This is a genomic window from Terriglobia bacterium (assembly GCA_036496425.1).
Classification (GTDB): Bacteria; Acidobacteriota; Terriglobia; order 20CM-2-55-15; family 20CM-2-55-15; genus 20CM-2-55-15.
In genome coordinates, this window is the sequence record DASXLG010000294.1 from 1 (window position 1) to 13,931 (window position 13,931).

15 protein-coding genes are annotated in these 13,931 nt (G+C 57.1%); 12 read left to right on the forward strand and 3 right to left on the reverse strand.

Annotation, left to right across the window (positions count from 1 at the left end; translation table 11 throughout):
• The 4 genes from VGK48_21245 to VGK48_21260 form a co-directional block, all read left to right on the forward strand.
• Positions 1-848 (forward strand): hypothetical protein (locus VGK48_21245; GenBank protein HEY2383708.1); only part of this gene is annotated, 848 nt, incomplete at its 5' end.
• A 7-nt stretch (positions 849-855) separates the two neighbouring features.
• Positions 856-2,166 carry a thymidine phosphorylase gene (locus VGK48_21250; protein ID HEY2383709.1) on the forward strand — a complete coding sequence of 437 codons (1,311 nt, stop codon included), beginning with the start codon at positions 856-858 and terminating at the stop codon, positions 2,164-2,166.
• A 2-nt stretch (positions 2,167-2,168) separates the two neighbouring features.
• Positions 2,169-2,993, forward strand: a complete 825-nt coding sequence (locus VGK48_21255; protein HEY2383710.1) for a purine-nucleoside phosphorylase — start codon at positions 2,169-2,171, stop codon at positions 2,991-2,993.
• Positions 2,980-3,384: a cytidine deaminase gene (locus VGK48_21260; GenBank protein HEY2383711.1), complete on the forward strand. Its 405-nt coding sequence runs from the start codon at positions 2,980-2,982 to the stop codon at positions 3,382-3,384. The genes VGK48_21255 and VGK48_21260 overlap by 14 nt, the downstream gene beginning before the upstream one ends.
• A 17-nt stretch (positions 3,385-3,401) precedes the next feature.
• Here the strand turns inward: VGK48_21260 and hpt are convergent, their stop codons facing one another.
• Together hpt and VGK48_21270 are read right to left on the reverse strand one after the other, a co-directional pair.
• Entirely contained in the window at positions 3,402-3,920 is a 519-nt protein-coding gene (gene hpt, locus VGK48_21265; GenBank protein ID HEY2383712.1) for a hypoxanthine phosphoribosyltransferase, read from the reverse strand.
• A 302-nt stretch (positions 3,921-4,222) separates the two neighbouring features.
• Positions 4,223-5,212 (reverse strand): cytidylate kinase family protein, encoded by a 990-nt coding sequence (locus VGK48_21270; protein HEY2383713.1) that lies wholly within the window; start codon positions 5,210-5,212, stop codon positions 4,223-4,225.
• On the opposite strand from VGK48_21270, the gene VGK48_21275 reads away from it, so the two are divergent.
• From VGK48_21275 to VGK48_21310, 8 genes are all read left to right on the forward strand, one after another.
• Positions 5,202-6,143 carry an ROK family protein gene (locus tag VGK48_21275; protein ID HEY2383714.1) on the forward strand — a complete coding sequence of 314 codons (942 nt, stop codon included), beginning with the start codon at positions 5,202-5,204 and terminating at the stop codon, positions 6,141-6,143. The two genes, VGK48_21270 and VGK48_21275, sit on opposite strands and share 11 nt — an antisense overlap.
• 12 nt (positions 6,144-6,155) lie before the next feature.
• Positions 6,156-7,955: a translation elongation factor 4 gene (gene lepA, locus VGK48_21280; protein HEY2383715.1), complete on the forward strand. Its 1,800-nt coding sequence runs from the start codon at positions 6,156-6,158 to the stop codon at positions 7,953-7,955.
• A gap of 162 nt (positions 7,956-8,117) precedes the next feature.
• Positions 8,118-10,301 carry a PBP1A family penicillin-binding protein gene (locus VGK48_21285; protein ID HEY2383716.1) on the forward strand — a complete coding sequence of 728 codons (2,184 nt, stop codon included), beginning with the start codon at positions 8,118-8,120 and terminating at the stop codon, positions 10,299-10,301.
• A complete protein-coding gene (locus tag VGK48_21290) occupies positions 10,298-10,798 on the forward strand; it encodes a hypothetical protein (protein HEY2383717.1) in 501 nt (166 codons plus the stop codon). Before VGK48_21285 ends, VGK48_21290 begins: the two co-directional genes overlap by 4 nt.
• Positions 10,799-11,653, forward strand: a complete 855-nt coding sequence (locus VGK48_21295; GenBank protein ID HEY2383718.1) for a BadF/BadG/BcrA/BcrD ATPase family protein — start codon at positions 10,799-10,801, stop codon at positions 11,651-11,653. It abuts the gene before it with no gap.
• A 14-nt stretch (positions 11,654-11,667) separates the two neighbouring features.
• On the forward strand, positions 11,668-12,180 hold the full coding sequence (locus VGK48_21300; protein HEY2383719.1) for a hypothetical protein: 513 nt from the start codon (positions 11,668-11,670) through the stop codon (positions 12,178-12,180).
• The gene (locus tag VGK48_21305; GenBank protein HEY2383720.1) at positions 12,164-12,601 is read left to right on the forward strand and encodes a CYCXC family (seleno)protein; all 438 of its coding nucleotides are present in this window, start codon (positions 12,164-12,166) and stop codon (positions 12,599-12,601) included. Before VGK48_21300 ends, VGK48_21305 begins: the two co-directional genes overlap by 17 nt.
• On the forward strand, positions 12,598-13,347 hold the full coding sequence (locus tag VGK48_21310) for an alpha/beta hydrolase (GenBank protein HEY2383721.1): 750 nt from the start codon (positions 12,598-12,600) through the stop codon (positions 13,345-13,347). Before VGK48_21305 ends, VGK48_21310 begins: the two co-directional genes overlap by 4 nt.
• On the opposite strand, the gene VGK48_21315 is transcribed toward VGK48_21310, so the two are convergent.
• Positions 13,313-13,931, reverse strand: a 619-nt coding sequence (locus VGK48_21315) for a response regulator (protein ID HEY2383722.1), incomplete at its 5' end; no start/stop codon positions are given. The two genes, VGK48_21310 and VGK48_21315, sit on opposite strands and share 35 nt — an antisense overlap.

Sequence of the window (13,931 nt, forward strand, 5' to 3'; positions counted from 1 at the left end):
CACCGCTATCCACATTTGCCTGGGGCGATAAAGGACATCTGATGGTCAACCGCCTCGCAATTGAAACCGCAGGTCCGAACTTACCCGACTTCATGTCGGCGGCGCGCGACCACATTATTTATAACGGCCCGGAACCGGACCGCTGGCGCGATGAGGGCCGTGCTTCCGTGATGAACACCACTCAGGCCGCGGATCACTTCCTGGATTCCGAATTGTGGGGACCGATTTCAACGATCCCGGCGGACCGTTACTCGTTTATGGAGCAGGTGGCACAGAAAAAGGTCGCGCTCATCAAGGTCGGCTATCTTCCTTACGCCATCATTGAAAATTACGGAAAGCTGGTGAACGCATTTCGATTCTGGAGAAATGCGAAGAGCGCGGAAGACCGGGAGTCTGCACGGGAGAACGCCGTGTATGTTGCCGCAATTCTCGGTCATTATGTGGGCGACAGCACGATGCCGATGCACCTCAGCATCGAATACGATGGCTGGCTGGAAACCAGCCCGAACCCGAAGGGGTACACGACGGCCCGGGGCTTTCATAGCCGCTATGAAAGCCAGTATGTGAACGCAGCAATCCAGGATGACCTGGTACGGCCGAAAGTTCGACCACCGCAGCGTCTTTCAAACGTCTGGGATTCCATCAAGCAGAATCTCATCACCAGCTTCGGGCAGCTCGAGCCGGCCTACGACCTCGAGAAGGCCGGCGAGTTCAATCCGCAACAGCCGCGTCCACGGGGTACAGAGTTCATCGCCGGTCAACTTGCGCGGGCAAGCACCCTGCTTGGCGATCTCTGGTACACGGCGTGGCTCGAAAGCGGAGAACCCGTGCCCGGCGCCAAACAATAGGTAGTTTTTGATCACCGCGCGCGAGATCATCCAGAAGAAGAGAGACCGCAAGCCTCTTACCGGCGCTGAAATCAGCGCATTCATTGACGGCTACGTTTCCGGAGAGATCGCCGATTATCAGGTCGCGGCCTGGCTGATGGCCGTGTACCTGAATGGGATGACCGCCGAAGAGACGCTCGCATTGACCCGCGCCATGCGCGACTCCGGCGATACCTTGAACCTCTCGTCTATCCCTTCAAAGAAAGTCGACAAACACAGCACCGGCGGCGTGGGTGATAAAACCTCTATGATCATCGCGCCGATCGCCGCCGCCTGCGGCGTAACCGTCCCGATGATCACCGGACGGGCGCTCGGCCACACCGGCGGCACGCTGGACAAGCTGGAGTCGATTCCGGGGTTTAATGCAAAGCCTTCGCCGGATACGCTTCTCAGGATTCTGAAAAAATGCGGCGCCGTTATCGTGGGACAAACGGAGGATATTGCGCCTGCGGACCGGCGGATCTATGCGCTGCGCGATGTGACCTCGACAATCGAGTCCGTTCCGCTCATCACCGCCAGCATACTGAGCAAGAAAATCGCCGAGGACATCGACGGGCTCGTGCTCGACGTCAAGACCGGCGCAGGCGCCTTCATGCCCACCCTCGAGGAGGCTCAGAAACTCACCCGTTCCATTGTCGACGTGTGCCGAAAAATGCAAACCAGGATTGTCGCCGTGATCACGGACATGGAACAGCCGCTGGGCCGGGCAATCGGAAACGCCATTGAGATTCGGGAATGCATCGAGTTTCTGAGCGGCAATGCGCCCGAAGACTTGGAAACGGTCAGTCTCGCTCTCGCTACCTATATGATTTATCTGGGAGGCGCAGCAAAAACACCCGAGCGTGCTTACAAACTGGCTTACGAAGCCGTGGCCAATGGGCGGGCGCTGGCTAAGTTCCGTGAAATCATCAGGTCTCAGCGCGGTGACGAACGGGTCATCGATGATGTCGAATTGCTCCCGCAGGCAAAACATGTTCAAGAATTTCGCGCCCGATCGCACGGCTTTGTGACACGATGCGATGCCAGGCTCCTGGGCCTGGCGTCCAATGCGTTAGGAGCCGGCCGGACCCGTGTGGAGGATACGGTAGATCCCGCTGTCGGACTATATCTGGATAGGAAGGTGGGAGACGGCGTTCACCGTGGAGATGTCTTGTGCCGGATTCACTGGAACGATAAAAACCGCTTGCTCGACGCCCTTCCAATGGTCGAAGAGGCATTTGAAATCAAAGCGCGGCCCGCAGAATCGAGACCGTTGATTCATGCAGTGGTGCAGGGATAGAAATGAAATTTGAGTTTGTAGAACAGGCAAAACATTATCTGCTCGACAAGATGGGTTCCGCGCCCGACGTTGCGATCGTAATGGGTAGCGGACTATCGGCCGTAGACGAGATCCTGTCCGGTCCCCAACGTGCCCATTACGTCTCCATACCGCATTTCCCCGTACCCAAAGTTCCAGGACACCGCGGCCAGGTCGTGTTCGGCAAAGTCGGCGGTCTTCACGTTGTGGTGTTTGAAGGACGCGTCCATTACTACGAAGGCAACACCATGGCGGAAGTCACCTTCTGCACGCGTGTGATCGGACGGCTCGGCACCAAAAGCCTGCTGCTGACCAATGCCTCCGGCGCCATCAATCCCAATTTTGCACGCGGGCATTTGATGATCATCACCGATCACATCAACCTTCTTGGCGCTAATCCTCTCACCGGCCCCAACGAGGATCGCTGGGGTCCACGTTTCCTCGATCAGACCAACGTCTACGACTTCGAGTTGCGTGAAAAACTCAAAGGCGCCGCCGAGTACTGCGGCATTCAAGTGTGTGAAGGCGTGTATGCGTCGATGTCGGGGCCAACCTACGAAAGCCCGGCGGAGGTTCGCTACCTCCGCGCGATCGGAGCGGATGCCGTGGGCATGTCCACCGTGCCCGAAGCGATTGTCGCAAGGCATATGGGAATGAAGGTTGCGGGCCTGTCGATGCTTGCGAACGTCGCGGCCGACATCTCCGGCAGGCCGATCGACCATTCCGAAGTGCTCGACACGGCGACAGAGATGAATGCCGACCTTGCAATGCTGCTGCAACGCTTCTTTGAGATGTATGCAGCAGCCTGAAAGCCATGACCTGATCGCCCGTGCATCCGAAGCGCGGGCGAAAGCGCTCGCGCCGTATTCCGGATTCAAAGTCGGCGCCGCCCTGCGGACGAAAGACGGGCGGATTTTTTCCGGCTGTAATATTGAAAATGTCTCTTACGGATTAAGCGTGTGCGCCGAACGTGTGGCGCTCTGGAAAGCGCTCAGCGAAGGCGCGCGGGAGTTTAGCGGACTCGCGATCGTGACCGACGCCGGCGTCGTCACGCCACCGTGCGGAGCTTGCCGGCAACTGCTCTGGGAATACTGCGGGGATATTCCGGTTCACCTGCATTCGTTGAAGGGCCTCGACGAAGAACACCGCCTGGCGGCCCTGCTGCCGTTTCCGTTTGACCGTTTTCAACATGGTGTGTGAGCGCCCCCCTGCCGGCCTTACGGCCGCACCACTCCGATATACGGAAGGTTCCGGTACTTCTGCCGGTAATCCAGGCCATAGCCCACGACAAACTTGTCCGGTATCTCAAAGCCGATGTACTTCAAATCCATTTCGATGATCCGCCGGGCGCGGCGATCCAGCAGCGCACACACTTCCAGAGACTTTGGATTGCGTCCGCCCAGCGTCCGCAGCAGATACTTCAGGGTGAATCCTGTATCGACGATGTCTTCGATCAGGAGCACATCCTTGCCGGCAATATTTTCTTCGAGGTCTTTGGTGATCCGGACGACGCCTTCGCTGTCCTCGCCGTAGCTCGAGATCGAAAGAAAATCCATCGCCAGGGAGAGGCCGATCTGGCGCGCCAAATCGGTTGCGAAAAAAACCGATCCTCTCAGGATTGAAACAAGGACGAGCCTTGAATCCTTGTAGTCGCTTGTAATCTCCGCTGCCAGGGCCCGGACACGCGCCTGAATCTGTTCTTCGGTAAACAGAATCTCGGCGGCTTCTTGCGGCATCAGTTGATCTTGACACAGAAGGCAGAAGTGCTAGACTTAAATCAGGTCCCGAGAGATTTGGAGTTCAGCCGAAAGTCGTACTCGAAAAGGCGGAACAGGCTGTCGTCGACGTACCGTAGCAAGTACTGAGACGGTTTGTTACTGGGTTTCTCAGCACGCGGAAACGCGGGCAGCTTTAGCGGCAGTGGGCGCCAGTTCACGGTCGAGAGAGTCAAAGCAACCCAAGAAAACGGCGATTCGAGATGGGCATCCGCCGCACGGTGGATTCGGCCGGACGAAGGGTCACTCGGGGCCTTTTAAATTTACGCCGCTCCGCTGCCGTTTTCTTCCTCTTCTTCCTGTTCCTGACCCAAGCCATACTTCCAGATCAAGTTCCTGTAATCGCGCTCGTACAGGATCTTGATATTCACGTCCGGATACAGCTCCCGCAGGAGCCGCACTTTACGATTCTTTTTCGTAACCAGGCTTTGTTTCATCGTCGTCAGCTCGATGAAGAGGTCCAGGTCCGGAAGATAAAAGTCCGGGCTAAAGGCCTTCAGCACGTTGCGATTTTCGTCCCATTCGATCGGAAAGGTCCGGGGTTCGTACTCCCAGCGGATGCGGTAAAAATCCATAACCCTGGCGAACTCCCGTTCGCTGGGATGGGCAAATTCCGGCAGCTTGCTTTCGACGGGCTCCAGATCCGCCAGCTGCGCCACATCCAGCTTCGTCGTGAGGATTTCTTCGCGCAGTTGCGCCGGCAAATGCACGGCGGTTGCTTCGATTCCTTTGGCCTGGGCCGCTTTCGCTATGATTTCAACGGCAACCTCATTGGAGAAGTGGTCGATGTTCAGCACCAGATCGTAGTGTGCCGGATCCCGCCAATCTTTGCCGTACAGCGTCTTCAGAAAGCTTTCTTTTTCCCGGTCCCGGTCTGCGATGATCGTTTCCGCCTGTGCGCGGTCTGCTTGAGCCGTACGCATGACGCGCGCAATGCGATATGGCAAAGGCGCGACGATCTGCACATGAAGCGATGCAGCGACACGGGAAAAAAGAAACTGGCCGCCGCTGCCCAGGATCACGACGTTGTGCGCCGCGGCAATTTCGGCGATCGCCGACCGGACCATCTCGTCGTAAACCTTGCGGTCCCTTTTCAGTCTTGAAAGTTGTTCCGTACGCACCGGGAACTGCTGGTCGATGACCGCGTCCATCGCTTTACGATCGATGAACTGAAACTTCAATGCCTGCGCCGCCGCCGCGGCAATTTCGCGGCCGCCGCTACCGGTCAGACGCGAAATCGTAATGATCGCCATATGTTATAGTCAGCTGTTTATGCACTATGCCGGGCTCGACATCGGGGGCACGTCCATCAAAGCCGGCCTCGTCGATGAAACGGGCCGGGTCCTCGAATCGCGCAAAGTCACCACGGTCAACGACGATCTGAACGTCTTTGTATCCAACCTATCAGAACTGGTTCGCGAATTCCAAAAATCAACGATTATCGACGCCATCGGCATGGGCATCCCCGGCCTCCACAACTCCACGACCGGCATCATTGAAACCTCGCCCAATATTCCCTGCCTTAATCATGTCAATTTAGAGCAACTGGTGGCGGATCAGGTCCAGGTCCGCTGCGTGAGTGAAAACGACGCCAATGCCGCAGCATACGGCGAATTCGTCTGCGGCGCCGCTATCGGATTTCGTCATGTGGCTCATTTGACGCTCGGCACCGGACTTGGCTCGGGGTTCATACTCGACGGAAAGCTTTTCACCGGCATTTCCGGATATGCTCCGGAGCTCGGTCACACCGTGCTGCGTGCAAAACCGCATTGCAGGGACGAAGGCCGCATCTGTGGCTGTGGCAATCGCGGGTGCCTGGAAACGTTCGTGTCCGCGACCGGCATCGTGACAACCGCCAGGGAGCATGGGATGTCCGGGCCGCTCACATCGGAAATGATCTATGAGGCCGCGGTGCACGGCGATGCCATTGCACTGGAAGTGTTCCGCGAGACGGGTGAATACCTCGGTATCGCGTGCGCCAATCTGATCAACCTTCTCAATCTCGAAATGATCATAATCGGCGGGGGCGTTATGGCGTCCGGTCGGTTACTCTTGGATGCTGCCATGGCATCGGCCGGAGCTTACGCTTTCCGCGCCTCGTTTAAAGATTGCCGCATAGTAGAATCAAAACTGTGGCCGGACGCCGGTGTTATAGGCGCCGCGATGCTTGCTCGGGACCGGTAACACTGGGACGAAATGGACTTATCACACATACGTAATTTCTCGATCATCGCTCATATCGACCACGGAAAATCCACGCTGGCAGACCGTCTGCTGGAACTCACTGGCGCACTGAGCAAGCGCGAGATGTCGGCTCAGGTCCTGGACGCCATGGACCTCGAACGCGAACGCGGCATCACGATCAAGGCGAAAGCCGTCCGGCTGAATTATCACGCCAAAGACGGCGGAGAATACGTCCTGAACCTTATCGACACGCCGGGCCACGTCGACTTCAGTTACGAAGTCTCGCGAAGCCTCGCCGCATGCGAAGGCGCATTGCTGATCGTCGACGCGTCTCAAGGGGTCGAAGCTCAAACACTCGCCAACACGCACCTGGCGCTCGACCACCATCTCGAGATTCTGCCGATCATCAACAAAATCGACCTCCCCGGCGCAGAGATCGAGCGTGTGAAGGAACAGCTGAATTCGATCATCGGGATGGATCCTGAAGATGCGCTTCTCATCAGCGCGAAATACGGAAACGGCATCGAAGAAGTCCTCGAGGCGATAGTGAAGCGCGTTCCCGCCCCCAAAGGCGATCCGCAGGGGCCGTTGAAAGCTCTGCTCTTCGATTCATGGTTCGACATTTATCGCGGCGTTCTCGTCATGATCCGCGTCATCGATGGCGAAATCCACAAAGGCATGAAAATCCGCCTGATGTCCAACGGACAGGTGTATCAAGTCGAAGGCGTCGGCGCGCTGACCCCAAAGTCGCGGGAACTGGAGCGGCTGTCCGCCGGCGAAGTAGGTTATTTGATCGCCAACATAAAGGTCGTAGCGGATACCAAAATCGGCGACACGATTACCGAGCAGGACAACCCGACGGCCGCCGCCTTCCCCGGCTTTCAGGAAGTCAAACCGATGGTTTTCGCGGGCCTCTATCCGGTCGAGCCGAATCAGTATGAGGCGCTGCGCGATGCGCTCGAGAAATTGCGCCTGAACGATTCATCGTTTTTCTATGAGCCCGAGACCTCGACGGCCCTGGGATTCGGATTCCGCTGCGGCTTCCTCGGCCTGCTCCACATGGAGATCATTCAGGAACGCCTCGAGCGTGAATTCCAGCTTTCGCTCATCACAACGGCGCCGGGAGTGCGCTATCGCATCACGCGGACCAACGGCTCCATCGAGGAAATTGACAATCCGACGAAGTTCCCGGAAGCGCAAGTCATCTCGCAAATCGAGGAGCCCATCATCACGGCGCTCATTCTGAGCACAGATGAATTTGTCGGTCCTATCCTGAAGCTGGTTGAGGAGAAACGCGGCGTGCAGAAAGGCTTTGAATACGTCGCTCCGGGCCGTGTCCTGTTCACATACGAGATGCCACTGAATGAAATCGTTCTGGATTTCTACGATCGCCTCAAATCGGTATCCCGCGGGTACGCATCATTTGACTACCATCTGGCGGGATACCGGCCGTCCGATCTGGTGAAACTCGACATTCTCGTCGGCGGCGAACCCGTCGATGCTCTCTCCTGGATCGTCCATCGCGAGTTTTCATACCAGCGCGGCAAAGCGCTCGCCGAAAAAATGAAGGAGCTGATCCCCCGGCAGATGTTCGAAGTGGCGATCCAGGCGGCCATCGGCAACCGCATCATCTCGCGCGAGACCATTCCGGCCATCCGGAAGAACGTTCTTGCCAAGTGCTACGGCGGCGACATCACGCGCAAGCGAAAGCTGCTGGAAAAGCAGAAGGAAGGCAAGCGGCGGATGAAGCGGGTGGGGAAGGTGGATATCCCTCAGGAGGCATTTCTCGCGGTCTTAAAGGTCGGGTCGTAAACGTACGGGACTATTGGAAATTCGAGATTGGAAGTTCGAAATTGGAAATTGGATTTCTCGATTTCGAATCTCGAACTTCCAATTTCGAATTTCCAATAGTTCTCTATATTCTTAGGGGCTAATTCCCCTTGCCAACATGCCCCCTGTTATAATAGGGGCGCCATGCAATCGCAACTGCGACGCTACCTCGGCTCCCTGGTATTCGTCTTCCTGCTCTGCCTGTCCATCGCCGTGGGCGCGACGGCGGGGGTCCTGTTCGTCTATAACAGCGATCTGCCGCAGATCAACTCCCTGGAAGACTACCATCCCAGCCTGGTCACCGACGTCTACTCCGACGACGGCCAGGTGATCGGGTCCTTCGCTCTCGAGCGCCGGATCGTCGTCACCTACGATCAGATTCCGCAGCTGGTGAAAGACGCCATCGTTTCCGTCGAAGACCAGAATTTTTACCCTCATTGGGGCATCGACATTTACGGCGTCGCGCGCGCCGCGTTGAAAGATCTGATGGCCGGCCGCGTCGTTGAAGGCGGCAGCACTTTGACGCAACAGCTGAGCAAAAACCTGTTTCTGACGCCCGAACGGAAATTCCGCCGCAAGATTCAGGAAGCCATGCTCGCCATTCAAATTGAGCGTTACTACACCAAAGGGCAGATCCTGACCATGTATGTGAATCAGCACTTCATGGGACATGGGCAGTACGGTTTCGCGGCGGCGGCCGACTATTATTTTGGAAAGCAGCTGAAGGACCTGAACATCGAGGAGGCGGCGATGCTTGCAGCCCTCCCTCGTTCTCCAATCAACTACGACCCGATCCAGCATCGGGATCGCGCGCGCATGCGGCGGGATTACGCGATCGACCGGATGGTAGCGGAAAAGAAGATTACCGTCGCTCAAGGTGAAGAGGCGAAGTCGCATGAGATCAAGATCGCCGAAAAACAGCGGCCCGATGAGCTGGCCCCCTACTTTGTTGAAGAACTGAGGCGCTACCTCGAGAAAAAATACGGCACTTCCGCCGTCCATGAAGGCGGACTGAAGGTCTATTCAACCTTGAACGTCGATGCGCAGAAGGCTGCCAATGCCGCCCTGCGCACGAGACTCCGCGAATACGACAAGAGGCATGGATGGCGCGGCGCCGACCGCGACCTCGTCAGCGAAGGTGTCGATGATCTCGAATCATTCGAGCTGCCGGATTGGAAGCTTCCGATTCGCACGAACGATATCGTGCCCGGTATTGTCCTGGATTTCACGAAAACGGACGCCACTGTGAAAATCGGCACCTACCTCGCCGATTTGCGGCCTCAGGATATTGCATGGACCAACGCCAAAGCGGCATCGGACATTCTGAAACGCGGGGATGTCGCGCTCTTTCAGATCCGGTCCATGAATCCTGCGGACGAGAAGGTCGAAGTATCGCTCGAACAAAAGCCCAAGGCCCAGGCCGCTTTTGTTTCCATCGAGCCCAAGACCGGCGAAATCAAAGCTCTCGTTGGCGGATACGATTTCGACGAAAGCAAGTTCGACCGCGCGACGCAGGCGATGCGCCAGACCGGGTCGTCATTCAAACCGTACGTTTACACTGCTGCGATCGATAGCGGATTGATCACAATCGATGACACCATCGTGGACTCTCCGGTCAGCTATGGCTCCTATTCTCCCGGCAACTACGATGGAAAATTTGAAGGAACCATCGGTATCCGGCGCGCATTCGCGGACTCCCGCAACGTACCGGCGGTAAAAATCCTTGCGCGGCTTGGCGTGCAAAACCTGGTTCCGTACCTGCGCCGGTTCGGAATCACATCGAAGATCGAGCCGGTTCTCCCGATCGCACTTGGGGCGGCCGACGTCACGCTGATGGAAATGGTTTCCGCATATTCCACCTTCCCGAACGACGGCGTCCGGGTCGTACCGCAAATGATCCGCCGGGTTACCGATTACGAAGGCAACGTGCTGGAGGAAAATTTCGCTGAACTGCGTGATGTGATATCGCAGGACACAGCGCGGACCATGGTCGAGTTGATGCAGGAGCCGATTAAGCCCGGCGGCACGGCGGAAAAGGCGGCAGAACTGAAGCGCCCGATCGCCGGAAAAACCGGCACGACCAATGATTTTACGGACGCATGGTTCATCGGCTACACACCGTCGCTCGTTGCAGGCGCATGGGTCGGCTTCGACGAAAAAGTCACGCTGGGCGATAAAGAGACCGGAGCCCGGGCCGCACTGCCGATCTGGATGGATTTCATGCGTGATGTCTATAAGGACAAGCCGATTGAACAGTTCGATTTGACTCCAAAACCAACGACGGCGGCCCCCGAAACTGCACCGTCCGCCACGAGGCCTGGCCAATGAAAATCCTTTCACTCGCCCTCTTGTTCCTAATCTTTGCGCTCGATTGTTCCGCGCAATCCGTGGCAGATGCTGCCAGGCAGGAGCGCGAGAGACAAAAAAGCCTTCGCAGCACCGTCACATTCACGGGCGTCGCCGCAAGCACCGCTGTAACAACCTCGGGGACCGCCCCGTCAACCGCCGTTAGGCCTTTCGAGCTCAAAGATAACAACGGCCACGACGAGAAATACTGGCGGAATCGCTTTGACGAAGCCCGCGCCGAATTGAAGCGCGCTCAGGACCGTATACAAGTGCTCGACGCGAAAGTGAAGGATCTGAACACCGAGTATCTGACTCGAAGTGATATTTACGACCGCGAGGATCGCCTTCGCCCACAGATCACCGAGAACCAGCGTCAACTTGACGAGGCCCGCAAGGACGTCGAGAAAGGCAATCAAAAGATTTCGGATCTCGAGGACGAACTTCGCAAGGCAGGTGGCCCCGCCGGCTGGGCCCGGTAGATGCGGTATCTGGGCATCGACGGGGGCGGTTCCAAAACCGCCTTCCTGCTCGTCGATGACTACTATAACGAAATCTGCCACATTCAAAGTGGACCTTCCAATCATCTGTCGGTCGGGAACGACGCTGCCCGCGATGCCATCAGGGACGGTATATCCCGTCTGAGCGAGACCCCCAACATTGTCTGTGCCGGATTCGCCGGAGCAGGCCGCGCCGATAGCGTGGCGTTTTACAAAGAAGTCCTGCAATCCTTAATACCCGGAGCGCATGTCATCATCGAAAGCGACGCGTTCATTTCGTCGATCGGGGCCATCGGAGTCGATCCGGGCCTGCTCCTGATCGCCGGAACCGGCTCGATTGTGATCGGCCGGGATACCGATCGAGCGATGTTCCGCGTCGGCGGCTGGGGACCTTACTTCGGAGACGAAGGCAGCGGCTTCTGGATCGGCAGGGAGGCCGTCAGGGCGGCGCTGCGGGCGCTCGACTCGGAGGCGCCGAACGAATTCGCAACACGAATGTCAACCGTTCTGGGCTTGAAATCGATCTCGGAGGTCGTGGGCGCATGGGCAGGCGGGAAGCTGGGCGTGCCGGACATCGCCGGCTTGTTTCCCCAGGTCATTGACTTTTATCCTTCCGAGCCTGCAAAACAGATCCTCACCGAGGCCGCCGCCCACCTTCGCTCGCTCGTGGACACCGCGGCGGCACGAGTCGGAGTACCGGATTGCCGCAAATCTCTCAGCGGTTCCGTAGCCAGTCATCCCGTAATGCGTGAACTCGTCGGAATCACCTTCGAAGAGCCCCGCCACTCCCCGGAGTGGGGCGCTGTTATTTGGGCGCGCCAACACAGCAACGGCTGATAAAATCCCTTTGTATGGTCACCGGAGACTCCGTCGAAAAAGCCTGCGCCGAAGTGGGCGAATACACAGATGAGTTCATGGTCAGCGAGTTCGACCGCTTCTTTCGCGCTCAGCCTTCCATTTGCGAATTCATCATCGAGCTGACAAGCGGAAGCGGGCAGAAGATACAGGAACTCTCGCTGTTCCTCTCGTACATCGTCTTCAAAGCCGCGGAGATTGAGAAGCAGGGAGCCGCCGATACAATCAGTCAGGAACAAATCGAAGCGGCGTACCGCACTACCGAATCATGGATGGCGCAACTCGGCGGCAGCGAAAACTCCGAAAACCAGGCTGCGATCGCTGCGAGCATGAAACAGGATAAGGAACCGAATCTTTTGCAGTATGTCATCTCGGAACTGAACGAACCGCTGGAAGACGACGTCGAGCTGAACGAGGAAGAAAAAGGCGAAATTTTTTTCATTTTAAAAACCGTTATCGCCTCGCTGGATCGCGGAGTCGAGAGGAGAATCATTGAAATCGATCAGTAAACAAAATCTCACGCTGGGGATTGCTGCCGTCGTCATCATGGGCGGAATCGGCTGGGCTTTATTGCGCGGAACATCAGATCAGACGGCGGATCAGACGACGGACCAGACCGCCGATTCCGCTGTTTTGTCCAAGGCGGCCGATGTGTTGTCTCCAACATTATTCAGCGACGAAAAGACCCGCGCCGCTTATCAGACGGCTAAAGATATCCCTGAAGTCCTGGAGCAGATTCCCTGCTTCTGCGGCTGCCTGTCGAATTTCGGTCACAAGAACAATCTCTTCTGCTTTAAGGACCAGCATGGCGCAGGGTGCAACATGTGTCAGGACATTGCCCTCGACGCCAGGAAAATGCACGACCAGGGCCTGTCGATCGCCCGGATCCAGGAGAAGATCAAAGCGATATATTCGCAATACCAGGAATGAAGACGGCCTTTGACCAGGGTAAGGGCCCCGCGGTCCTGCTGATCCACGCATTCCCGCTCAATCACACCATGTGGGAGCCGCAGCTGGCGTCCTTTACATCCGAATTCCGTGTCGTTGCGCCCGACGTTCGCGGGTTCGGCCGGTCACAACCACAGTCGCCCTGGACAATGGAGGAGGCTGCCGACGACATCAACGCATTGCTGGACTCATCGGGGGTCGAGACCTGCGCTGTCGCCGGAGTTTCCATGGGCGGATACATAGCCCTGGCATTCTGGTCGAAATATCCGCAGCGTGTGCGCCGGCTGATTCTGGCCAACACCCGCGCACGCGCCGACACCGAAACTGAAAAAACAGCCCGCAATGAGATGATCGCCGGACTCCAGCAGAACGGAACTGCGCTATTGCCGGATCGGATGCTGCCCCGGCTGCTCCGGCCGAATGCGTCTCAGGAGACGGTTCAGGCTGTCCGGAAAATGATCGATGCAGTCCATCCGTCCGCGGCCATTTACGCTGTGATGGCGATGCGGGACCGGGTCGACTTCTCTTCCGCCGTCCATCGGATCCAATGCCCCACCATGGTCGTCACCGGTTCCGACGATGTCATTATCTCCGCCGGAGAAGCCCGCGCCCTCGCCGGAACGATATCGGGCTGCCGGTTTTTCGAGGTTCCACACTCCGGACATCTCAGCAACCTTGAAAACCCGGAGGAATTCAATCGCGCATTACTTGCGTTTCTGCGTCCCTGAGAAGGACGTGCACTGCCTGTACGTCGAACGGCTTTGGGAAATATGGAAGCCGCTCATCTTCGAGAAATTGGATAGTTGCCGGATTACTGGTGTCTCCAGTCAGAAATACAAAACGCCGCTTATAAACAGGCTTGACTGCCGACAGCTTGCGATAAAGCTCAATACCGCTTCCTCCGGGCATTTTGATATCGCTGATAATGAAGTCGTATTCCCTGGAAGTGGCGAGCTTCATGGCGTCGTCCAATGTTGACGCGGTGTCCGCGCTGCTGCCGTCGCGGATCAGCATCCTTTGAATGATCGTGGCAATCTCCACTTCATCGTCAACCACCAGAAATACACGCGGAGCCAACGTAACACCGGTTGTTGTCTGCTGAGGAGGCGGAGAAGAGAGCGGGCTGAAGGCGGGTAACGTTATCGTGACCCTCGTTCGATGGCCTGGCTGGCTGTGAATCTCAATATCACCGCCGTGTTCACGGACAATCCCGTACGAAATGGAGAGCCCAAGGCCCGTTCCTTTACCCAGTGGCTTCGTCGTAAAAAAGGGATCAAACACTTTCTTCAGATCCTGCTTGGCTATGCCTGAG